The organism is Pseudomonas sp. (genome assembly GCF_046581935.1).
Lineage (GTDB): Bacteria > Pseudomonadota > Gammaproteobacteria > Pseudomonadales > Pseudomonadaceae > Aquipseudomonas.
Genome location: NZ_JAYGFK010000002.1, coordinates 76,579 through 97,540, shown reverse-complemented (window position 1 = coordinate 97,540; position 20,962 = coordinate 76,579). Strand labels below are relative to the sequence as shown.

The following is a 20,962-nucleotide window of genomic DNA, read 5'->3' as shown; positions in this document are numbered from 1 at the left end:
CTGGGTATCTCGTCGCGGTTCAGGAATCGAAGCCGACGCCAAAGGCGTCGAATGTCTTCAGAAGCAGGTTGCGTTTGCCGGTCCGGTCCTCTTGGGCCAGGCCGCGTTGTGCCAGGCTCACGGCGAGGTAACGCAGCGGCTCAGGCGGGAAGGACACAGGCGTGCGAGTGAGCATGCGTAAGCTACTGCGTTCGGTTTTTGCACCCGCCAACAGGTCGAGCAGAACGCTGCCCGCGAAGCGGCTGGCTGACACACCTTGGCCAGTGAAACCCAGCGCGTAGGCGATGCGGCCATCCGCCTGGCTGCCGGTGAACATCGTGGTGCGTGCGGAGGAGTCGATGATGCCGCCCCAGGCGTGGCTGAAGTTGACGTTGGCCAGTTGTGGGAAGGTTTGCTGAAACTGTTCGGCCAAGCGCACGAAGGTCTCCGGGCGCTGGGTCAGGCCTTCGTCAAGGCGGCTGGCGAAGGGGTAAACAGCGTCATAGCCGCCCCAAAGAATGCGGTTGTCGGCGGTCTTGCGCAGGTAGTGGAACTGGTTGCCGGAGTCGGCGATACCGTAGCGGCCGGTCCAGCCGATGCTGCGCAGTTGCTCTTGGCTCAATGGTTCGGTGGTCAATGCGTAGTCGTAGATTGGGATAACCGTCGACTTCAAGTGTGGCAGCAGGTCACTGAAGATATTGGTCGCCAGAGCCACACGTTGGCTTTTGATGCGGCCATAGGCGGTCTGTAGCGCCACGTGGTCAGCATGCGGCTGCAGGGCTTCGACCGGGCTGTGTTCGTATATTTCAATGCCTTGGGCCAGGCAGGCGCGCCGCAGTTCGTGAGCCATCTTCGCTGGGTTGAGCAGGGCGTAATTGTCCTCGAACAGGCCGGCAACATAGAGGGGGGAGTCGAGCCGCTCCTTGAGGGCGTCGCCTTCCAGGTATTGGCAGGCGATGCCAAAGCGCCGGTATTTCTGTTCCAGACTGCGCAGCCCCGCAACTTGCCAGGGTTCTGTGGCGACACTGAGCTTGCCCTGACGCTCGAACTCAACCTGTAAACCGAATCGGTCGATGTCGTGTTGCAGTTCGTCGAGGTTTTCCCGGCCGAGGCGGATCAGGGTTTCGGCTTCCTGCGGCCAGCGCTTGAGTGCATTGGATACGCCGTGGGAGATACTCGGTGCGCAGAAGCCACCGTTGCGCCCGCTGGCTGCGCCACCGCAGGCCTGTGCTTCGAGCAGAATGATGCGCTGCTCGGGGTGACGCTGGCGTGCCAGCAGTGCGGTCCACAGCCCAGTGAAGCCGCCGCCAATGATCACCAAGTCGCAGCTTGTCTCGCCAACATAACGGGTGAAGTCCTCGGCCTTGGTGTGGCTATCCAGCCAATAAGGCTGAGGTAGGGTGTGGGCGAGGCTGGCGAGTGCGGCAGACGGCATGGCGGTCGGCTCCAGGAGGTGTTGTTTCAGGAACGGGGCAGGGCGAGGATGGCGCGTGCGGCCACCTCGGTGCCCCGTGACGATTGCATGGCCGCGCTGGCCTGTTGCAGGCGCGTGCGCATGGCCTGGTCGTCGAGTAATTGGCTTAAGGCTTCGGGCAGTGCGACGAGTGGATCTTCAAAGCGCGGTAAGTAGCGGCCGACGCCGGTTTCCTCGGCGCGGCGGGCGTTGTCATGGCCGTCCCAGCAGTAGGGGATGATCAGCGATGGCAAACCGTAGTAAAGGGCTTCGCAGAAACTGTTATTGCCGCCGTGGTGGATGAACAGTTGGCATTCGCGCAGGACGGCTGGCTGTGGGAACCAGCTGTCCAGATAGACGTTGTCCGGCACCGCGTCGTACTGCTCGCGGTAGGCTCCGACGTTGATCAGGAAGCGGTAGGGCAGGTGGGCAGCGACTTCAATCATGCGCTTCATCATGGCAACGTCGGCGGCACCGAGGCTGCCGAAACTGAGGTAGACCAGTGGTGTGTGGTTATTGCGCGGGAAGTCCGGCACCACATAGGGCGCTTCGCGTCTGACGCAGCCGTCGAGGTAGACGAAGCGCTGCGGATCCAGCGGGACCTGGCGCTGGTAACGTACCGGGGCAGGCGAAAGCAGCAAATTGAGCCAGGGTGATTCCTCAAGGAACAGACCGGGCGCGCAGGGTTTATGGCCCTGGCTTTCGAGAAAGCGCGAGAAGCGTTCGTGAGCCGGTGCCACGGCCTTGACGTAGCGTTGCCAGTAGCGCTGGCAGGCTTCGGGGTCGCTGGCGCTAGCGCCGGACAGGTAAGGCGGCACCTTGGCGTCAGGCAGTTCGGTCTCGGCACAGGAAATTACCCGCACCCAGGGGCAGCCGGCCTTGGCAATGGCCGGGAACATCACCACGTTATCGAGCACGATGGCATCTGGTTTGAGCCGCGCGAGCAGTTGTTGCAAGGGTTTTTCCGCCTCGATGGCGGTATCGATGATTGCCTCCCAGGCAGGCTCTACGTAGCTTTCTATTTGCTCTAGGGGCGGTTGGTCGAAGTAGGGAATGTTGCGCGTGATAAAGCGCTCCCAGTAGTGCTGATGCTCTTCGGCCGACAGTGGGCTGTCCACCAGGATTGGGTACTCGGCAAAACCGTATTCATCAAATAGCCCCTGGAAATGCTCATGGCAAATGAACACCGGGCGAGCACCTTGCTCACGCAGCGCCTGGGCGATGCCTATACAGTTCAGCGCGGCACCGAAGCTGGCTTCAGGGAATAGGGCGATAAGTTTTTCTTTAGGCATAGCGAGTCACTTCCATGGCCGGATATCCGGTTTCCGGCCTGTATTTTTCTATATGATGTATTTTTTTATTAAAAAGTACAGGTATTTTTGTTGGGGCGTGAAGTGCAGCGCGCTGAGTGAGCTTCAGGTCGCTGCATTGGCGGGGATTGTAGTGCTGTGCTGCGGTCGTGAGCGTGTCTGCTGCCCGCAGCAATGTTGCAAGGTGTGGTGCGTGCAGGGCTTATCGGCGCTGGTTGAGACCTTGTGGGATGCCGCGATTGGCGGTTTGCGGGCGTTGCGCGGCGGATAGGCGTAAGTGCAGGCGTAGCAGGTCTGCGGCGATTTCCAGTTGCCCGCGTTCGATCTGTTCGATGATTCGCAAATGCTCGCGTAGTGACTCTTGCAGGCGATGCACGCTGACCATTGGCAGCAGGTTGGGGAGGCGGCGCAGGCGTTGATGGTGGAGTAGGGCGTCACCGATAAAGCGGTTGCCACAGCTGCTGGCTATCAGCTCGTGGAAGCCGATGTCCAGTTCGCGAAACTGTTCAATATCGAATGCTTCGATGGCGCAGGCGAGCAGGCTCTCGGTGCTGCTGCGTAGCAGTGACAAGCGTGAGCGGTCGGCCTCAAAGCCTGGGGCCAGTAGCGCTTCCGGTTCCAGCATGATGCGGTAGTGCAGGCTTTCCTCTAGCGCCGTGAGGTTGTTTAGCAGTGGGCGAAACAGCCAGGACTGGCCAGGGCCGCGTTCCAGTACCAGGTCTTCGCAAAGCTGGCTTAGCGCCTTCTGCGCGGCTGAGCGGCTGATGCTGTAACGGCGCATGATTTCGCTGGCGCTAATGCTGTTGCTTAGCCGTCCGGCCATGCGGTCGCGCAGTATTGAGGCGGCAAGCTCCTCTTCTTCACCCTGGGGCAGGGCGTGGCTAAGTTCCTGGTTGTTTGGGTCGGCGAGCAAGGCGTAGCCGCGCCCGGCCTGGTGTTCGGCCAGGCCTTGTTCTGCGAGGACATTGAGGCCGGCGCGAATCAGGGTGCGGGACACCTGGAAGGTTCGGGCGAGCTGCAGTTCTGGCAGCGCATCGCCGGTCGCCATGCCGCTTTCCTGGGTGAACTCGATGATTCGTCGCGCCAGCTCCAAGTGGTTGGTGCGTGGTTTCTTTTCTATGGGCGTGCTCAAGCCTGAAGGTCCCGTATTGGTGGTGGCTCACCTTATGCCACAGCGATGACTCCTCAACAAGAAATCAGAAAATGGTTGACTCGGGTTGATCTATGGTTTTTATTTGAAAAAAAAGACATATGCATTGCTTTACTTTTTAGCTGCCTTCGACACAACAACAATCCATCGTTAGGTGCGCCTCCATGAAAAGAAGCAGAACGCTGTTGCTTGCCAGTCTTTCCCTGTCCGCCGCTCTGGTTACGCCATTTGCCAGTGCCAAGGACATGGTCATATCCATCTGGGATGGCTACATGGCCCCAGATGCGCTGGAAAAGTTTCAAAAGGCGACCGGCATTGATGCTGACAAGTCGCTGCACGCTACCAACGAAGAAATCATGGGTAAGGTCATGGCCTCTGGCGGTGATGGTTATGACGTGCTCTTCGTTTCTTCGCCCTTCGCCGAAATTCTGCATCAGCAAGGCCTGCTCGCCGATATTGATGCGAGCAAAGTGCCAAACCTGAAGAACCTTTATCCGGAAGCCAAGCGGCTGGCCTATGACGAAGGTAACCACTTCTCCGTGCCCTATACCTGGGGTACTACCGGGATCTGCTACCGCTCGGACAAGGTCAGCCCTGAACCCACAAGCTGGAATGACCTGCTCAAGCCATCCGCCGAGCTCAAGGGCAAGGTAACCATGCTGGCCACCGATCGCTGGCTGCTGGGTGCCGGTTTCCTGGCCAATGGCTGGAGCGTAAATGAGACTGACCCGGCGCACATCCAGGCCGTGCGCGACCAGCTCATCCAGACCAAGAAGCAGTTGCTCTCCTTTGATGACACCACCTTCTACTCCAAACTGGTTTCCGGCGAAGCGCTGATGGCTCACGCCTGGGACGGCTGGTGCAACTACGGCACCCAGGCTAACGCCAGCATCAAGTTTGTGGTGCCCAAGGAAGGCTCCGACCTTTGGGTTGACACCATGGTGGTGTTGAAAAACTCCAAGAACCTCGATGCAGCCTACAAGTTCGTCAACTTCATGCTGGAAAAGGAAAACCACGCCTGGGTCGCCGAAAATATCCTCTACAAGGTGCCCAATCAGGCGGCCATGGAGGGGCTGAGCGAAGCGCTGTACGCCCAGTACCCGAACCTTGGCATCGCACCGGCCGACCTGTTTCTGCAGCAGCAGTTGCGTGATGTCGGCGGCGCTACGCAGAAGGCCTACACCCGCGCCGTGACCGAGATCATGGCCGCGCAGTAACGCGCCGGCTCGGAAGGGGCGGTATCTGCCGCGCCCTTTCCCCTACCACGTTCGATACCACCCCATTGGCTTGGGGTTGGGGGAATCACGCATGAGTGTCTTGCACGCTGACAAACGTTTGTCGGCCTGGCTGTTGCTGCCCGCGACGGGCTGGCTGGCCTTGTTTCTGCTGCTGCCGTGCCTGCTGGTGCTGGTTTACAGCTTTATGGAGCGCGGTGCCTATGGCGGCATCGATTATGTCTTTACCTGGGAGAACTATCAGCGTGCGCTCGACCCGCTGTACCTGGATATTCTCCTGCGCTCGGCGAAGATTGCCGGGCTGGCGACCCTGTTCGCCGTCCTGATCGGTTACCCGGCAGCCTATGCCATTGCCCGCGCGCCACGGCGTAGCCAGGCGGTGTATCTGTTTCTGGTGATGCTGCCGTTCTGGAGCAACTATCTGATCCGCACCTATGCCTGGATCGTCCTGCTCAACCGCAAGGGACTGATTGCCGGCTTGATGGATTCGCTGGGGTTGCCCAGCGATCTGATGAATATCCTCTACACCGAGTCTGCGGTGATCTTGGGGCTGGTGTACAACTACATTCCCTTCGTGATTCTGGCGATTTTCTCCTCGCTGTCGCGGATCAACGGCGAGCTTTGGGAGGCCTCCTACGATCTCGGCGGTTCTGGCTGGACCACCTTTCGCCGGGTCATTCTGCCGCTCAGCGTGCCGGGGATTGCCGCAGGTTCAGTGTTCGTCTTCGTCCTCAGTATCGGCAACTTCATCACTGCGGATCTGCTGGGTGGCAAGCAGGTGCTGATGGTCGGCAACCTGATTTATTCGCAATTCCTCACCGCCCGCGATTGGCCATTCGGTTCGGCACTGAGCTTCATCCTGATCGCCATCATGCTGCTGTTGCTGTTTATTCAGGCGATATTGGCGCGCCGTGCGCAGGGGGCCAGCCATGCGTAATCCTGCTGGCCTGTTGCTTGGCAGCCACTTGTGGCTGGTATATGCCTTCCTTTATGTACCGATCCTGGTGCTGATCACCTTGTCGTTCAACGACAGTGGTTTGCCCACTGCCTGGGGCGGTGTCTCGCTGAAATGGTATGGCGCGTTGTTCGCCAACCAGGCGATCCAGCATGCGGCGTTGAATACCCTGCTGGTGGCGGTGGTTTCCACTTTATTGGCCTGTGTGCTCGGTACGTTGCTGGCGCTGGGCGTGGAGCTGCGTGCCCACTCTCGCGGCGGCAAAAACTCGGGCAACCTCGCTGACACCTTGCTGATGGCGCCGATGATCATTCCTGACATCGTCCTGGCCATCGCCCTGTTGAGCTTCTTTAACCTGCTGAAGATGAGCCTGGGGCTGCACTCGATCATCCTCAGCCATGTGGTGTTCAACATCGCCTTCGTCTGTGCGGTGGTGCGTACTCGGCTCAAGCACTTCGACTATTCGGTGCTCGAAGCGTCCATCGACCTTGGTGCGAACTGGCCGACCACGCTGCGGCGGGTGCTGTTACCGGCGATTTTTCCCGGTGTGCTGGCAGGTGCTCTGTTGGCGTTCACCCTGTCGGTGGACGAATTCATCATCGCCTTCTTCAACTCAGGTTCGGGCAGCGCCTCGACCACCTTGCCGATGCAGATCTACTCGATGATCCGCTTCGGTGTCACCCCCGAGATCAACGCCCTGGCAACTCTGGTGATGCTAGTCAGCTTCACCGCGCTGTTCGCCTCCCAGCGGCTTAACAAGGTGCAAACCACGCATGAAGACTGAGAAAAAGGCGGTGCTGGTCTTGGATAAGATCAGCAAGAGCTATGGCGAAGGTCTGGTCGCCGTAAACCAAGTGTCGCTGAGTATTCGCGAGAACGAGTTCTTCGCCCTGCTCGGGCCGTCCGGCTGCGGCAAGAGTACGTTGCTGCGCATGCTTGCAGGTTTTGAGACGCCGACCTCGGGGCAGATCTACCTGGACGGTCGCGATATTTCGCCGATCCCGGCGAACAAGCGTCCGCTGAACCTAATGTTCCAGTCCTACGCGTTGTTTCCCAACATGACAGTGGCCGGCAACATTGCCTACGGTCTGGAAATGGAGCGTCTGCCCAAGGACGAGATCGCTCAGCGCGTCGACGCGATGCTGGAAACCGCGCAACTGGGTGATTTTGCCAAGCGGCGCCCGGACCAGCTTTCCGGCGGCCAGCGCCAGCGTGTGGCCCTGGCGCGTGCGCTGATCAAGCGCCCACGGGTGCTGCTACTCGATGAGCCGCTCGGTGCGCTGGATAAAAAGCTGCGCGAAAAAATGCAGCTCGAACTCAAGCGTCTGCAGCACGAGAGCGGCATTACCTTCATCGTGGTGACCCACGATCAGGAAGAGGCGCTGGTCATGGCCGATCGCATGGCCGTGCTCAAAGATGGTCAGGTCAGCCAGTGCGGCAGCCCTAACGACCTGTATGAACGGCCCGACAACCGCTTCGTCGCTGACTTCATCGGTGTCAGCAACCTGATTGAAGGACGGCGTGTCGGCGGTAATCAGATCGAGGCGGGCGGTCAGCGCCTGAGCATCGATAGCGTGCTCGATGCACCACCCGGCGATATCGCCCTGACCCTGCGTCCGGAGCGCCTGAAGGTGCTCGGCGGCGAGATCGGCCATTGCGACAACGTGGTCGAGGGGCTGGTGGTGGAGGTGGCCTACCACGGCCTCGATACCAACCTGCACGTGCGTACTGCACTGTCGGCCAAGCCGCTGATTGTGCGTGTGCCGTCCTCGGAGCGCGAGTTCACCACCTTCACCAACGGCATGCCGATTCGTTTGGGCTGGAACGCCCAGCATGCCCGCGTCCTGTCCTGCTGAACCAAGAAAAAGAGCATTGGGAGTCCAGATCATGAGTGAACGCAAAATCATCGCCTTCTTCCCCGAGGCCGCCTACGGTCCGGCACTTAATTCCGTGGGTATTGCTCAGGCCTGTGAGGCGTTGGGGCATAAAGCAGTATTTCTGACCGATCCGGGTATGACCGGGGTCTATTCCGCCTACGGCTTTGAGGAGTACTACGTGAACATGTCCGAGCCGATGCCGGCTGAGGAAATGGCACGTTATTGGACTGACTTCATCAACGGTCATATTCCTAACTTCAGCAAGGCACCCATTGATCAGCTCGATAACTACGTCAAGGAATGCTGGGCGGCCATTGTTGATACCAGTAAGTGGGCGCAGAAAGAGCTGCCGGCAATTCTCGAGCAGATCAAACCGGACCTGATCTGCGTCGACAACGTCATCCTTTTTCCGGCTATCAAGCAGTACGGCAAGCCCTGGGTGCGAATCATCTCCTGCTCGGAGAACGAGGTTGAAGACCCGGATATCCCGCCTTATTTGTCCGGCATGAGTGTGGCTGACAAAGCCGGCCATGCACGCTTCCGCGCGAAGTTCGAGGAAGTCATCACGCCGATCCACGACGATTTCAACCACTTCCTCAACGAGTGCGGCGAGCGCCCCTATCCGCTGGGCACCTTCTTCGAGGAGTCGCCGTGGATGAATCTGCTGCTCTACCCCGACCCGGTCAAGTTCGAGCGCCGCTACCCGTTGCCGAGTCGCCGCTTCCACTACTTGCAGGGCTGCGTGCGTCAGGACAAACCCTACGAGATCCCCGAGTTCCGTGCCAACAACGACAAGCCGCTGCTCTATGTCAGTTTCGGCAGCCTCGGCTCGGGCGACGTTGGCCTGCTCAAGCGCCTGATCGCCAGCGTCGGCGAGCTGCCGTACCGCGCGCTGTTTAACGTCGGTGAGCATTTAGAGGAATACCCCGACCTACCGGACAACGTGATCATCTCTAACTGGTATCCCCAGCCATCGGTGATCGCCCAGGTTGACGCGGTGATCCACCACGGTGGCAACAACAGCTTCACCGAGTGTCTGTACTTCGGTAAGCCGGCCATCGTCATGCCCTACGTCTGGGACGGCCATGACAACGCGATGCGCGCCGAAGAGAGTGGTCACGGCTTCCGTATGCACCGCAGCAATTGGGAGCACGCCGAGCTGGCCGAGAAACTCGCGCTGTGTGTCGGCGACGAAGCCATGAAGGCACGTTTGAAACGCACCAGCGAGTACATGACCTCGCGCAAAGGCCCGCAAGACGCGGCCAATATCCTCGACGGAATCCTCAAAAATGCCTGAAGCCATCCTGCAATCCAGCGCGCCGCGCATCGTCGGCGCGCGTGACTACGCCGACTTGGTCGACTGGGGCTACCAATCTGACGCCCTCAAGGGGCAATCGCACTCCAGCGGCCGCTTGCTGTTCAAGGGCCCGAACAACATGCCTGAGGTCGGCCTGTGGGTGTGCACCCCGGGCACCTGGAAACTGTCCATCCCACGTGACGAGCTGTGCCACTTCCTTTCCGGCCAGGCGATCTATCGCCGTGACAATGGCGAGGTGATTGAGGTCGCGGCGGACACCCTGGTGCTGTTCCCCGCCGGCTGGACCGGCGAATGCGAGGTCGTCGAGACCCTGCGCAATACCTACATGCTGGTCTGATCCGGCGTATTTTGCCGCGGCCATAAAGGGGCGGCGCTATTTGCACAAAGTGAGTACACAAGCATGACAACTCCCGTAATCCACCGTCCCCTGGAAGTCACCGAACTCAAGGACTGGGGCATCATCCCAACCATGCTCGAAGGTGAGTCGCATATCTGCGGCGTGGTGCTGCACAAAGGCCCGAATGGCGAGTCTGAGTGCGGCATTTGGCACTGCACGCCGGGCAAGTGGTTCTGCCACGTGACCAGCGATGAGTTCTGCCACTTCCTCGAAGGCCGCTGCACTTATGTGCATGAATCCGGTGAGGTGATCGAGATAACCCCGGACACCGCCGCCTTCTTCCCCAAGGATTGGAAAGGCGTTTGCACCGTCCACGAGACGGTGAAAAAGGTCTACATGATTCGGTGATGATATGAGCCAGGTCTTGCATACCCCAATCGCCCCAGCAACTGCTCGTGAACAGCAGCGGCGGGATTTCCTCGCCCGCCAGGGACAGGCCGATACGCCGTTGCAGGCGTTAGCGGCGGATGCCTCAGCGCGGCGTTACTTTCGCCTGACTAACGCCGGGCTGCTGCTGATGGATTCGCCACCCGTCGCCGAGCCGTTGGCACCCTACCTGCGTGTGGCTGAGCTGTTGCAACAGGTCGGGTTGTCCGCGCCAAAAGTGTTGGCAGCGGACGAGGAGGTGGGCCTGGCGCTGATCGAAGACTTCGGTCACAACACGTACACCCGGCTGCTGGCCGCAGGGCATGTCGAGCAGCCGCTGTATGAGCTGGCGGTGGATTGCCTGGCCGAATTGCACCGCGCTCCGCAGGGGCTGGGCGCAGTGTTACCGGCTTACGACACGGCGCACCTGGCGAGCGAGTTTGCGCTTTTTTGTGATTGGTACTTGTCGCTGCTTAGCGGCGAGGCGTGCCCAGCGGATGTGCGCAGCGAGTACCTGGCGCTGTTTGCCGGACTCTGCGCCGAGGTGGCCGAGCGGCGCGAGGTGGTGGTACTGCGCGACTACCACGTCGACAACCTGATGCTGCTGGATGATCGCCTAGGCGTGGCTGCCTGTGGTTTGTTGGATTTCCAGGACGCTTTGCACGGCGCCGCTGCCTACGACCTGATGTCGCTCTTGCAGGATGCCCGCCGCGATGTACCCGAAGCGCTGCAGCAGCATTTGCTGCAACGCTACCTGGCGCAGCGCCAGGAGCTTTGCGCCGAGCGCCTGCTGGCCGATTACGCGGTGCTCGCCGCGCAGCGCCACGCCAAGGTGCTGGGGATCTTTGTGCGCTTGGCGCAACGCGACGGCAAGCTCGGCTACCTCGACCACCTGCCGCGTGTCGAACGGCTGTTTCAGCGTGCCCTCGATGCACCGGCACTGCACCCGCTCCGGGATTTTCTCGATCAACGCTTTACCGGCTGGCGCGCCGGCCCAGCGCCAGATGCGCTCGCCGCATTACGCGCGGCCACTCTTTGACTGCCCTAGGAATGACCCATGAATAGCTTCGCTTGTGACACGCCACTGCGCTTTATTAACCCCGATTACCAGGCACCGCTGACCAAGCGCCTGCGCGGCATCGTCGACCCGGCGAGCCTGCAGCAAGTTGGCAGCATCGGCCTGTGCGAGGCTGCTGATGTGCAGGCGGCCATCGACGCAACCAATGCTGCGCAGAAGCGCTGGCGTCAGGTCGATGCGAAGAGCCGCGCGGCGCTGTTGCACCGCCTGGCCAATGCGATTGAAAGCGACGAGGCATGTAACCGCGAAGTGGCGCGGTTGATGACCCTGGAAATGGGCAAGCCTTTCCCTGAGGCCATGGGCGAGCTGGCCAACTGCGCGCCGATCTTTCGTTACTACGCGGAAATGGCCCGCGACGAAGCGGGCAAGGTCGCCGGTACTACCCAGCTGGGTTCTTTCCAGCATGTGCGTTATGAGCCCTATGGCGTCAGCGTACACATCATGCCGTTCAACTTCCCGCTGCTGCTGATGTGCTGGACCGTGGCTGCCTCGCTGGCAGCGGGCAACGCCTGCATCATCAAACCGGCGGAGAGCACCAGCCTGTGCACCTTGAAATTCATGCAGCACTTCCGTGTATTGCCCGAGGGCTTGGTCGCCTGCGTGCCGGGCGATGCGCAAACCGCACAACTTTTGGTGCAGTCCGAGCGCACCCATGCGGTGGCGTTCACCGGTAGCGTGGCGGCGGGCAAGGCGGTGGCTGTGGCCTGCGCCGAGCGGATGAAACCGGCGGTGATTGAGGCCGGCGGCAGCGATCCCATGATTATTTCAAAATACGCCCCGCTGGAAGTTGCCGCTGCCGGTGCAGTCACGGCGGCGTTTCACCTGACTGGGCAAATCTGCACGTCGGCCGAGCGCTTCTTTGTTGTCGACGAGGTGCATGACGCGTTTGTTACGCGCTTCGCTGAGCGTACTCGCCAGTTGCGTATTGGCCATGGCCTGGAACACAGCGAGATTGGTCCGCTGGTCAGTCAAGCGGCGCGCGATAAAGTGGTGCGCCTGGTTGAGGATGCTCTGGCCAAGGGCGCAACCTTGGTCTGCGGCGGACGTATTCCGCCGCAACAGCCGACCGGCTGGTTTTATGAGCCCACTATTCTCACTGGCGTCAACGCCGAGATGGCGATCTTCCACGAGGAGTGCTTCGGCCCGGTGGCGGCCATTTGCCGGGTTGCCGATTTCGACGAAGCCGTGCGTCTGGCCAATGATTCGCCCTTCGGCCTGGGTGCCTCGCTGTTCTCCACAAGTCTGGAAGAGGCCATGGAGGCTGCTGACCGTCTGGAGTCTGGGATGGTCTGGGTGAATAACCCGCTAATTGACAACGACGCGCTGCCGTTCGGTGGCTGGAAGATGTCCGGTATGGGGCGCGAGCTAGGCCGCCAGGGGCTGGATGCCTTCCGCCGCTCGAAGATGGTGATCATCGACCACAAGCCGGAGATCCAGTCCTGGTGGTATCCCTACGCTGATGACCAGTTCTACCGCGCCTGAGGAGGGCGAAAATGAGCGAGCAAGCGCTGTTTCCCACGTTGGCGGTGGTCCTCGCGGCCGGGCAGGGCACACGGATGCGCTCCAGCCTGCCCAAGGTCATGCACCCGGTTGGCAACCGGCCGTTGCTTGGCCATGTGCTGGCCACGGTTGAGCGCGCGGGCGTCGAGCGCCTGGCCGTGGTGATTGGGCCGGATAGTCCGGTGCTGGCTGATTACGTGCAACAGCTCGCGCCGCATGCGCAGTGCTTTGTTCAGCGTCAGCGGCTGGGTACTGCGCATGCGCTGTTGGCGGCGCGTCCAGCGCTGCAAGCGCATACCGAGGGCTGCGTGCTGGTGCTGTTCGGCGACACGCCGCTGCTTAGCGAACAGACCCTGGCACGCCTGCGGCAAACCCTGGTCGATGGCGCGGCAGTGGCGGTGGCCGGTTTCACCACGGAGCAGCCCGGCCCCTATGGCCGCTTGCTGGTGGAGGAAGGGCGCTTGCGGGCGATTCGCGAGGCCAAGGATGCCAGCCCGCAAGAGTTGGCGATCAACCTGTGCAACGGCGGTGTGATGGGCTTTCGCGCTGATCAGTGTCTATGGCTGCTGGAGCGCATCGGTAACAGCAATGCCCAAGGCGAGTTTTACCTGACCGATGCGGTGATGCTGGCCAACGATGCCGGGTTATCAGTGGTGGTGGTCGAGGTCGCCGAAGAGGAGATCCTAGGGGTCAACGATCGCGAGCAGTTGCATGCCGCCGAGCAGGTTTTCCAGCGGCGCTGTCGGCAGCAAGCGATGCGCGCAGGGGTGACGTTGGCGGCAGCGGATACGGTGTTCTTCAGTGCCGACACCGAACTGGCGACGGACGTCAGCATCGAGCCGTGCGTGGTCTTCGGTCCTGGTGTCAGCGTTGCCGGTGGCGCACGAATTGCAGCCTTCAGTCGACTCGAATACACCCATGTCGAGAACGAGCCGGCCTGATCGCTGGCTTGCTTTTTATCTATTTTGATGACGTTTCGAGAGCACGCCATGATTCCTATCCAGCACAAGCATCTGTATATCGACGGCCAGTGGCTCGCCCCGGTAAACGGGCAGCACTTCACCACGCTTGACCCCAGTGACGAGTCGCTGCTGGCTGAGGTGCCGGCTGCCAGCGCTGAAGACATTGACCTGGCGGTGCAGGCGGCGCGGCGTGCCTTTGACCACGGCCAATGGCCGCGCTTGAGCGGTAGCCAGCGTGCCGTGGTGTTGCGGCGCATTGCCGAGGGTATTCGCAGCCATGCTGAACAATTGGCTGAACTGGAAGTGCGTGACAACGGTAAACCGCTGCCAGAGGCGCAGTGGGACATCGCGGATGCTGCCGGCTGTTTCGATTATTACGCCGGCCTGGCCGAGGCGACGGACAGTGCACCACGGCAGACCATCGCCCTGGCTGATGAGCGCTTCAGCTCCTGGGTTGAGCGTGAGCCGGTGGGTGTGGTGGGGGCGATCATTCCCTGGAATTTCCCGCTATTGATGGCCGCCTGGAAGGTGGCGCCGGCTCTGGCGGCGGGCTGTTGCATCGTTCTCAAACCGTCCGAGCTGACCTCGCTGAGCGCCTTGCAACTGGCGGCCATCGTGCATGAGGCCGGTGTGCCAGCCGGGGTTTTCAACCTGGTTACCGGCCTCGGCCCGGATGCCGGCGCGCCCCTGGCGGAACACCCGTTGGTGGACAAACTGGCCTTCACTGGCAGCGTGCCAACCGGGCGGCGAATCATGCAGGCGGCCTCGCGCGAGATCAAGAATCTGAGCCTGGAGCTGGGTGGCAAATCGCCCTTTATCGTGTTTGCCGACAGCGATATTGCGGCAGCGGTGGAGTGGATCATGTTCGGCATTTTCTGGAACCAGGGCCAGGTTTGCTCGGCCACTTCACGGGTTCTGGTGCAACGCGAGTTATACCCAGCGCTGCTTGAGCGGTTGATTGCCGAGACTGGCAAGCTGCGCATTGGTAGCGGCCTGCAAGAGGGCGTGTTGCTCGGCCCGTTGGTCAGCCGTGGCCAGTACGACAAGGTGCTCGCGGCTATCGAGGCTGGGCGCGCCAGTGGTGCGCGCTTGGTGCATGGCGGCGAGCGGCCGAGTGATCAGCCTGTTGGCTATTACCTGACGCCGGCGATCTTTGCCGATGTGCCCACGGATAGTGCCATCTGGCGTGAGGAAATCTTCGGGCCGGTGGTCTGTCTACGCGCCTTCGGTGGCGAAGAGGAAGCCCTGCGCTTGGCCAACGACTCAGAGTTCGGTCTGGCTGCCGCGGTGATGTCCGCTGATATCGAGCGTGCCGAACGGGTGGCGCGTGGTCTGCGCGCGGGCATCGTCTGGATCAATTGCTCGCAGCCAACCTTCACCGAAGCCCCTTGGGGGGGGTACAAGCAGAGCGGTATTGGCCGTGAGCTGGGGCAGTGGGGTTTTGACAGCTACCGCGAGGTGAAGCAGATGACTCGCTACGATAGCGAGCAGCCCTGGGGCTGGTACATCAAGTAGTTTCGCTAACCTGCTCCAGGCAGACGCGGTTACGCCCTTGCTGTTTGGCCTGGTAAAGCAACGTGTCGCAGCGTGCGAGCAAGTCGTGCGCCTGTTGCATTCCGGGTGCGCTGGACATTGCCACACCGAGGCTGATCGTCAGGTAGTTGAGAGCATCTGGGCGGTGCAGGTGCTCGATATTCAGGGCGGCGATTTCTTCGCGTAGGCGCTCTGCGAGGACGCCTAACTCTTCCTGACTATCGATTTGCAGGAGGATCACGAACTCTTCACCGCCGTAGCGGAATATCTGCCCTTGGCCATTGCGTAGGCTGCTGCTCATAGTGTTGGCAACCTCGCGCAGGCAGCGGTCGCCGACAAGGTGACCGTAGTGGTCGTTGTAGGGCTTGAAGTAGTCGATATCCACCAGCATTAGCGAAAAAGCTCGGCCGTTCAGGCCCATCTGGCTCCAGTGATTTTCCAGGCTGAGGTCGAAGGCGCGGCGGTTACCCACATTAGTCAGCGCATCGGTGCTGGCCAATTCTTCCAGGCGCTGGTTCAGCCCGGCCAGCTCATCACGCTGGCGTTCTTTCTCCAGATCATTAAGAAACGCCAGGCGCACGCCGTTGATGTTGGTCCAGCTGATAAACAGGCTGAACAGCAACACCGGCAGGTAGGCAATGGCGAATACCAGCACCGGTTTGCTCTGGCCGTCGTTTAGTAGCGAAACGTTGTAAACGATGATCGCTGAAATAGTCAGCGAGCAGAGCAGGATGCCGCGAAACGAGTAGCGCGCGCCAAGATTGGCCAGAATGATGAACACCACAGCCGCGTAGAGGAAGGTGTCGACATCCGGTGAGGTGCTGCGCTTGAGCAGCTCGAACCAGGCGATGGTCGAGATGATGTCGTGTATGGGCATCAGCAGGTCCATCAGCAGTAGGTTACGGCTGTGGTGGAACACCAGGTAAATGTTGAGCAAGCCGAGCAGGCTTAAACCGCCACGCAGCAGCAGTGACTCCAGCGCCATATCGGGGATCAGCAGAGCGTCGGCGAATACGTACAGGTCATAGGCAATCATGGCGATAAAGTTGATCGCCAGCAAAAAACCACCGTGATGCTCGACTACATAGTGTTTGAAGTGGCCTTGTAAGTGCGCAGGAATACGCCGGCCATAGGGTTGCGCTGACGCTATGTCGAATACGGGAGTGGTCATTTAAGCCGGTATCCTTTGATGGCTATTGCCAGGTGGCAAAAGGCCGGTATTGCGTTATCGGCAGCCTTGCTCAGGTGCTTAATCGGCCTTTTCCAGGCTTGGCTGGCAAGGCTGCGCGATTATGCCTGCATTGCGGCGTGATTATTAGCGCGCTTGAGTCTCAGTACGCGTTATCCGCGAATCGCTGGCAAACCCTTTCACCGATGAAAAGCAGTTTTCAGAATTTCCCTGCATGCGCTGCGCTGGCGCGTGTTGCCCTGTGTTTGTGCAGTTCTCGCTAGCTGAATATGTGCGGCGCGCTTAGAGACCCGGTAATTCGTGGGCTGCCGAAGGTGGCACACTCCATGCTTTCCTAAAGGGAACAAAAAGTTCCCTGTAAGAATTTTCAGGTTTGCTTACTGATTGCCGTTTTGCACTCAATCGCGAGGGTTTCTGATGACTGAATCTACTGCTGCTCCTCTATTTAGCACTCCTTGCTATGCCAGAGAGGCCAGTGTTAGCCCGGTCAGCATGCGCTTCGTGGTGGCGCAGGACGCGGCCAGCGCCACCATGTTGCTTGATCACCCCGTATCGACCGTATTGCTGAGCTTGAGCGGCGAATTGCTCGCAGGTGTCGAGCATGAGCAGCTCGTGCACAGCGAGGCACTTTGCCTGCGCTTGCAGGTGTTGCTGAGTCAGGCACCAGCGGGCACACGCTTGTATGCGGTGGGTGACGAGAGCTTTCTCTGGCAAGCCCAGCGCACGGCGCATCAGGCCGGCCTGCTGGTGGATGAGATCGAACTGTTTAAGCAGGGCACGCGCCGGCGCATGTACTGCGTGCATTGCAGCGGCTTTCAGGACATTGCCGATGAGGGCGAGTGCACCTGCAGTCACTGTGGCGTGAGGTTGTTAGTGCGCGAGCACTTTTCCCAGCGCCTGGGCGCTTATATGGGGGTGTGCCTCAATCCTGATCAGCCCTACGCGGAGGCACGTCCATGAGCGCGATGATGGAGGTCGAAGTTACCGCCGTGCGCCAGCTAACCCCGGTGGTACGGGAATTTACCTTTGAGGCGCGTGAGGGGCGGCTGCCGGCATTCTCTTCTGGCAGCCATGTGCAGGTGGTGTTGCCGCTGCCAGGGCGCACGCTACGCAACGCCTACTCATTGCTCGGCGAACCGGCGGTTCGCCAGCCTGGCGAAGCGCCGCGCTACCGGATTGCCGTGCGTTTGCAGGACGACTCCCGTGGCGGCTCACGCTATATGCATGAGCAGGTTGTGGTTGGCCAGCGCTTACAGATCGGTGTGCCAAGCAACCTGTTCCCGCTGCACTCGCTGGCTCACCACCATGTGCTGGTGGCCGGCGGCATTGGCATCACGCCATTTATGGCCTACATCGCCGAGCTGGAGGCACGAGGGGCTTCATTCGAGTTGCACTATGCATTTCGCCGTGGCCTGACCGACGTGTTCCTGCCTGAGTTGCGCGAGCGTCTGGGCAGCCGTTTACACGCTTATGACGCTGCTGCGGGAGAGCGTCTGGACTGCGCCGGACTGTTGGCAACTCAGCCACTCGGCAGCCATTTGTATGTCTGTGGGCCGCAACGCTTATTGGATGACCTGAAAGATCAGGCGCAAGCGCTGGGCTGGTCGGCGGGGCGTCTGCATTGGGAAGCCTTTGCCTCACCCGAGCCAGGCCTGCCTTTTACCGTTGAACTGGCCAGCAGCGGCCAACGCATTGAGGTGCCGGGCGATTACAGCCTGCTTGAAGCCCTTGAAAGTGCTGGCGTGGAGGTGCCGAACCTGTGTCGGGGTGGTGTTTGCGGCCAGTGCGCCACGCGTTACCTGAGTGGCGAAGTAGAGCACCGCGACCATTACCTGAACGCTGCGCAGCGCACGGACACCTTGATGCCCTGTGTTTCCCGTGGCGGTTGCGCCAGCTCGCTGCAACTCGATCTATAAGGCCGCTGAGGTTCACCGATCCATTACGTCGCAAGGCCTGCTTCACAAGGGCCTTGCCGCCTATTCAGCTGTCAGGAGTGTGTTTCCCATGACCGTGGTACTCAAAGCCCAGGAAACCTATCGGGACGATTTCACCTTCAGCAATAGCCCCCAGGCTATCGCCCGTTTTCCTTTTCCGTTTGCCGAAGATAGCTACATGTACTCGGTGAACATCGAACCGGCTACGCCACGTGAGCCGGGCTCGATTTACCAGCATTGGTTTGATATCGACGAGCACTACATTTCCGAGATGGCCGAGCGCGCTTGTGTGCTGGAGAAGGACCCGGACCGCTGCCTGGTGATGCCGCATATGGCGCAGGCCGCCTGGGATACCTTGGAAATGCTCATGGAACATCTGTCGGCCGACTACCCGGAGTTCTTCAGCCTCAGCCGCGATGGCAATCAGTGGACCTGGATCAATCGTCCGCTGGGCATCGAGCAGGGCTTTATCTTCGGCGATGCCTCAACCTTGCCGTGCGAGCCATTGGAGTACATCACGCGTCAGGCGCAGGGTGATTTCGCCTTACTCGACCAGCGTGACAATGACCTGTTTATGGATGCCGGCATGGTTACCTGCCCGGCGGATTGGTCGATCAAATTCGACGCCGGCATGAGCTTCCAGCAGTGGCACGCGCCGGTGCCGGGTGTTGCCCATAAGCTCGGGGTGTTCGAGCGTGCGCTGAAGTACCTGCTGAACATTCAGGTTGATCATCCGGTGCGCCGCTTGAACTGGACCATGACCATCAACCCGCGCCTGGACACCTCCGCAGAAACCTTTCACGAGTGGGGCCACGAGCGTAGCGAAGTCACGCCCGAGAACGTCGCGCGCCTGGTCCATTTGCGGGTCGAATTGCAGTTTATGCCGCGCCTGCCGCGCAGCAATGCGCTGATGTTCGGCATTCGTACCTACCTGATCAGTCTTGAAGAGCTGGCCACTAACCCGGCCTGGGCCTGTCGCTTGCACCGCGTGTTGCGTGACCTGCCAGACGCCCTCGCGGATTACAAAGGCCTGACTCGCTATCGGCAAACCGCGGTCGACTGGCTGAGCCAATTCGACCCTCAGGCCAGTGCGGCCTGACCCGCAACTTCCAGCGCCTGCGAGCAGGCCTAACCGAATAACTGAGGAGTCTCACCATGGCCAATTCCTGGCGCATTTCCGCCCTTGCCGAGCGTCATCGCGCACTGGGTTCCAACCTCGAAGACTGGAGCGGTATGGGCACGGCCTGGACCTATGCCAGCGACCTCGCCGACGAGCACGAAGCGATTCGTACCCGCGCCGGCTTGATGGATGTATCGGGGTTAAAGAAGGTCCATTACGTCGGCCCGCACGCCGAGAGCTTGTTGGAATACGCCACCAGCCGCGACATCTCCAAGGTTTACCCGGGCAAGTCGGTGTACGCGACGATGCTCAACGAGGCCGGCAAGTTTATTGATGATTGCGTGATCTACCGCACCGGCCCTAACGCCTTCATGGTGGTACACGGTTCCGGCACGGGCTATGAGTCGCTGGTGCGCTCGGCCCAGGGGCGTCAGGTGGCCGTGTTGTTTGACGACGACCTCCACGATTTGTCGCTGCAAGGTCCGCGCGCAGTGGCCTTTCTCGCCGAGCATGTGCCGGGTATTCGTGATCTGCCGTACTTCCATCATCTGCAGACCAAGTTGTTTGACCGGCCAGTGATGATTTCGCGCACCGGTTACACCGGCGAACGCGGCTACGAGATTTTCTGCAAAGCCGCCGATGCACCGTTTATCTGGGACACCATTCTGGACAAGGGCAAGGCCATGGGCATCATCCCTTGCGCCTTCACCGCTTTGGACTGGCTGCGGGTGGAAAGCTACCTGCTGTTCTTCCCTTACGACAACTCTGAGATGTACCCCTTTGCCGACCAGCCGGCCGGCGACACGCTGTGGGAGTTGGGTCTGGACTTCACTGTCTCGCCGACCAAAAGCGATTTCCGTGGGGCTACCGAGCACCGTCGGCTTATGGGTAAGGAGCGTTTCAAAATTTTCGGCGTGCTGCTTGAGGGCGACAAGGCTGCCGAAGGTGGCGATACCCTGTGGGCCGATGGCAAGCAGGTCGGCGTGATTACCTGTGCGGTGTACTCGCGGTTGACCGGCAAATCCATGGCCATCGCTCGGCTTGAGGTGCCTTACGCCGAGCAAGGTGTGCCGCTGGAGGTCAAGGGCAGTCTGGCGGTCAAGGCTATTTCCCACACCTTGCCGTTTGATGATCCTGAGAAGAAAAAACGCACTGCCAAAGGTTAATTGGTTGGCAGCGCCACAACGCGTTCCTGGGGCAGGGAACATGGGCACAGGGATGTGTCCACCCAATGTATAGGGCAGAGAGGATTCAATGGCCTGGATGAATGGATGGAGTTTTCTGCTCCTGGCGGGTGTGTGCGAGGTGCTCTATGCCTCGATCATTCCGCGCACTGAGGGCTTTAGTCGTTTGTGGCCGAGTCTCTATTGCGGGGTTTTTATGTTACTGAGCATCTACCTGCTGAGCCTGTCGGTAAAAGTGTTGCCGCTTGGCCTGGCCTATGCGGTGTGGGTCGGTATAGGCACTGTCGGTACGGTGTTGTACGCCATGCTATTTATGGGCGAGCACCTCGGTTTGCTGCGTAGCCTGTGCCTGGTGATGATTGTTGGCGGCATTGTCGGGTTGAAACTGGCAAGCCCGGAACAGAGTATTTGAGGGGTAATGC

At 60.3% G+C, this 20,962-nt stretch carries 20 protein-coding genes; 16 read left to right on the top strand and 4 right to left on the bottom strand.

Features of this window, described 5'->3' with window-relative positions; all coding sequences use genetic code 11:
• Positions 1 to 19: 19 nt before the first annotated feature.
• The 3 genes from VCA57_RS01960 to VCA57_RS01950 form a co-directional block, all read right to left on the bottom strand.
• On the bottom strand, positions 20 to 1,414 hold the full coding sequence (locus VCA57_RS01960) for an NAD(P)/FAD-dependent oxidoreductase (protein WP_411183283.1): 1,395 nt from the start codon (positions 1,412 to 1,414) through the stop codon (positions 20 to 22).
• Between the two features lie 26 nt (positions 1,415 to 1,440).
• Positions 1,441 to 2,724 carry a nucleotide disphospho-sugar-binding domain-containing protein gene (locus tag VCA57_RS01955; RefSeq protein WP_411183282.1) on the bottom strand — a complete coding sequence of 428 codons (1,284 nt, stop codon included), beginning with the start codon at positions 2,722 to 2,724 and terminating at the stop codon, positions 1,441 to 1,443.
• 220 nt (positions 2,725 to 2,944) lie between these two features.
• Positions 2,945 to 3,874 carry an FCD domain-containing protein gene (locus VCA57_RS01950; protein ID WP_411183281.1) on the bottom strand — a complete coding sequence of 310 codons (930 nt, stop codon included), beginning with the start codon at positions 3,872 to 3,874 and terminating at the stop codon, positions 2,945 to 2,947.
• 182 nt (positions 3,875 to 4,056) lie between these two features.
• Here VCA57_RS01950 and VCA57_RS01945 point away from each other — a divergent pair, with 182 nt between their 5' ends.
• The 11 genes from VCA57_RS01945 to VCA57_RS01895 all read left to right on the top strand — a co-directional run bounded on the left by VCA57_RS01945 (position 4,057) and on the right by VCA57_RS01895 (position 15,095).
• A complete protein-coding gene (locus VCA57_RS01945; protein WP_411183280.1) occupies positions 4,057 to 5,109 on the top strand; it encodes a spermidine/putrescine ABC transporter substrate-binding protein in 1,053 nt (350 codons plus the stop codon).
• Positions 5,110 to 5,200: 91 nt separating this feature from the next.
• Positions 5,201 to 6,064, top strand: a complete 864-nt coding sequence (locus VCA57_RS01940) for an ABC transporter permease (protein WP_411183279.1) — start codon at positions 5,201 to 5,203, stop codon at positions 6,062 to 6,064.
• Positions 6,057 to 6,866: an ABC transporter permease gene (locus tag VCA57_RS01935; RefSeq protein WP_411183278.1), complete on the top strand. Its 810-nt coding sequence runs from the start codon at positions 6,057 to 6,059 to the stop codon at positions 6,864 to 6,866. The genes VCA57_RS01940 and VCA57_RS01935 overlap by 8 nt, the downstream gene beginning before the upstream one ends.
• Positions 6,856 to 7,938, top strand: coding sequence for an ABC transporter ATP-binding protein (locus tag VCA57_RS01930; protein WP_411183277.1), 1,083 nt, complete (start codon positions 6,856 to 6,858; stop codon positions 7,936 to 7,938). Before VCA57_RS01935 ends, VCA57_RS01930 begins: the two co-directional genes overlap by 11 nt.
• A gap of 31 nt (positions 7,939 to 7,969) precedes the next feature.
• Positions 7,970 to 9,256 carry a nucleotide disphospho-sugar-binding domain-containing protein gene (locus VCA57_RS01925; protein ID WP_411183276.1) on the top strand — a complete coding sequence of 429 codons (1,287 nt, stop codon included), beginning with the start codon at positions 7,970 to 7,972 and terminating at the stop codon, positions 9,254 to 9,256.
• Positions 9,249 to 9,614 (top strand): cupin domain-containing protein, encoded by a 366-nt coding sequence (locus tag VCA57_RS01920; protein WP_411183275.1) that lies wholly within the window; start codon positions 9,249 to 9,251, stop codon positions 9,612 to 9,614. Before VCA57_RS01925 ends, VCA57_RS01920 begins: the two co-directional genes overlap by 8 nt.
• Before the next feature lie 63 nt (positions 9,615 to 9,677).
• Positions 9,678 to 10,022, top strand: coding sequence for a cupin domain-containing protein (locus VCA57_RS01915; protein WP_411183274.1), 345 nt, complete (start codon positions 9,678 to 9,680; stop codon positions 10,020 to 10,022).
• 4 nt (positions 10,023 to 10,026) lie between these two features.
• Positions 10,027 to 11,079: an aminoglycoside phosphotransferase family protein gene (locus tag VCA57_RS01910; protein WP_411183273.1), complete on the top strand. Its 1,053-nt coding sequence runs from the start codon at positions 10,027 to 10,029 to the stop codon at positions 11,077 to 11,079.
• Positions 11,080 to 11,097: 18 nt separating this feature from the next.
• The gene (locus tag VCA57_RS01905; RefSeq protein WP_411183272.1) at positions 11,098 to 12,600 is read left to right on the top strand and encodes an aldehyde dehydrogenase family protein; all 1,503 of its coding nucleotides are present in this window, start codon (positions 11,098 to 11,100) and stop codon (positions 12,598 to 12,600) included.
• 11 nt (positions 12,601 to 12,611) lie between these two features.
• A complete protein-coding gene (locus VCA57_RS01900; RefSeq protein WP_411183271.1) occupies positions 12,612 to 13,559 on the top strand; it encodes an NTP transferase domain-containing protein in 948 nt (315 codons plus the stop codon).
• A gap of 48 nt (positions 13,560 to 13,607) precedes the next feature.
• A complete protein-coding gene (locus tag VCA57_RS01895; RefSeq protein ID WP_411183270.1) occupies positions 13,608 to 15,095 on the top strand; it encodes an aldehyde dehydrogenase family protein in 1,488 nt (495 codons plus the stop codon).
• Here the strand turns inward: VCA57_RS01895 and VCA57_RS01890 are convergent.
• Positions 15,088 to 16,284, bottom strand: a complete 1,197-nt coding sequence (locus VCA57_RS01890) for a GGDEF domain-containing protein (protein ID WP_411183269.1) — start codon at positions 16,282 to 16,284, stop codon at positions 15,088 to 15,090. The two genes, VCA57_RS01895 and VCA57_RS01890, sit on opposite strands and share 8 nt — an antisense overlap.
• Positions 16,285 to 16,719: 435 nt before the next feature.
• On the opposite strand from VCA57_RS01890, the gene VCA57_RS01885 reads away from it, so the two are divergent.
• The 5 genes from VCA57_RS01885 (at position 16,720) to VCA57_RS01865 (ending at position 20,952) form a co-directional block, all read left to right on the top strand.
• A complete protein-coding gene (locus tag VCA57_RS01885; RefSeq protein ID WP_411183268.1) occupies positions 16,720 to 17,262 on the top strand; it encodes a dimethylamine monooxygenase subunit DmmA family protein in 543 nt (180 codons plus the stop codon).
• Entirely contained in the window at positions 17,259 to 18,218 is a 960-nt protein-coding gene (locus VCA57_RS01880) for a PDR/VanB family oxidoreductase (protein ID WP_411183267.1), read from the top strand. The genes VCA57_RS01885 and VCA57_RS01880 overlap by 4 nt, the downstream gene beginning before the upstream one ends.
• A gap of 88 nt (positions 18,219 to 18,306) precedes the next feature.
• Positions 18,307 to 19,335: a heme-dependent oxidative N-demethylase family protein gene (locus VCA57_RS01875; protein WP_411183266.1), complete on the top strand. Its 1,029-nt coding sequence runs from the start codon at positions 18,307 to 18,309 to the stop codon at positions 19,333 to 19,335.
• A gap of 56 nt (positions 19,336 to 19,391) precedes the next feature.
• Positions 19,392 to 20,522 (top strand): aminomethyltransferase family protein, encoded by a 1,131-nt coding sequence (locus VCA57_RS01870; RefSeq protein ID WP_411183264.1) that lies wholly within the window; start codon positions 19,392 to 19,394, stop codon positions 20,520 to 20,522.
• Between the two features lie 88 nt (positions 20,523 to 20,610).
• Positions 20,611 to 20,952, top strand: coding sequence for a DMT family transporter (locus tag VCA57_RS01865; protein ID WP_411183263.1), 342 nt, complete (start codon positions 20,611 to 20,613; stop codon positions 20,950 to 20,952).
• Positions 20,953 to 20,962: the final 10 nt, after the last annotated feature.

What these genes read in the sequence shown, in the direction of transcription:
- VCA57_RS01960 (WP_411183283.1), bottom strand. Translation starts at nt 1,414, where the DNA reads ATGCCGTCTGCCGCACTCGCCAGCCTCGCCCACACCCTACCTCAGCCT.
- VCA57_RS01955 (WP_411183282.1), bottom strand. Translation starts at nt 2,724, where the DNA reads ATGCCTAAAGAAAAACTTATCGCCCTATTCCCTGAAGCCAGCTTCGGT.
- VCA57_RS01945 (WP_411183280.1), top strand. Translation starts at nt 4,057, where the DNA reads ATGAAAAGAAGCAGAACGCTGTTGCTTGCCAGTCTTTCCCTGTCCGCC.
- VCA57_RS01940 (WP_411183279.1), top strand. Translation starts at nt 5,201, where the DNA reads ATGAGTGTCTTGCACGCTGACAAACGTTTGTCGGCCTGGCTGTTGCTG.
- VCA57_RS01935 (WP_411183278.1), top strand. Translation starts at nt 6,057, where the DNA reads ATGCGTAATCCTGCTGGCCTGTTGCTTGGCAGCCACTTGTGGCTGGTA.
- VCA57_RS01930 (WP_411183277.1), top strand. Translation starts at nt 6,856, where the DNA reads ATGAAGACTGAGAAAAAGGCGGTGCTGGTCTTGGATAAGATCAGCAAG.
- VCA57_RS01925 (WP_411183276.1), top strand. Translation starts at nt 7,970, where the DNA reads ATGAGTGAACGCAAAATCATCGCCTTCTTCCCCGAGGCCGCCTACGGT.
- VCA57_RS01920 (WP_411183275.1), top strand. Translation starts at nt 9,249, where the DNA reads ATGCCTGAAGCCATCCTGCAATCCAGCGCGCCGCGCATCGTCGGCGCG.
- VCA57_RS01915 (WP_411183274.1), top strand. Translation starts at nt 9,678, where the DNA reads ATGACAACTCCCGTAATCCACCGTCCCCTGGAAGTCACCGAACTCAAG.
- VCA57_RS01910 (WP_411183273.1), top strand. Translation starts at nt 10,027, where the DNA reads ATGAGCCAGGTCTTGCATACCCCAATCGCCCCAGCAACTGCTCGTGAA.
- VCA57_RS01905 (WP_411183272.1), top strand. Translation starts at nt 11,098, where the DNA reads ATGAATAGCTTCGCTTGTGACACGCCACTGCGCTTTATTAACCCCGAT.
- VCA57_RS01900 (WP_411183271.1), top strand. Translation starts at nt 12,612, where the DNA reads ATGAGCGAGCAAGCGCTGTTTCCCACGTTGGCGGTGGTCCTCGCGGCC.
- VCA57_RS01895 (WP_411183270.1), top strand. Translation starts at nt 13,608, where the DNA reads ATGATTCCTATCCAGCACAAGCATCTGTATATCGACGGCCAGTGGCTC.
- VCA57_RS01890 (WP_411183269.1), bottom strand. Translation starts at nt 16,284, where the DNA reads ATGACCACTCCCGTATTCGACATAGCGTCAGCGCAACCCTATGGCCGG.
- VCA57_RS01885 (WP_411183268.1), top strand. Translation starts at nt 16,720, where the DNA reads ATGACTGAATCTACTGCTGCTCCTCTATTTAGCACTCCTTGCTATGCC.
- VCA57_RS01880 (WP_411183267.1), top strand. Translation starts at nt 17,259, where the DNA reads ATGAGCGCGATGATGGAGGTCGAAGTTACCGCCGTGCGCCAGCTAACC.
- VCA57_RS01875 (WP_411183266.1), top strand. Translation starts at nt 18,307, where the DNA reads ATGACCGTGGTACTCAAAGCCCAGGAAACCTATCGGGACGATTTCACC.
- VCA57_RS01870 (WP_411183264.1), top strand. Translation starts at nt 19,392, where the DNA reads ATGGCCAATTCCTGGCGCATTTCCGCCCTTGCCGAGCGTCATCGCGCA.
- VCA57_RS01865 (WP_411183263.1), top strand. Translation starts at nt 20,611, where the DNA reads ATGGCCTGGATGAATGGATGGAGTTTTCTGCTCCTGGCGGGTGTGTGC.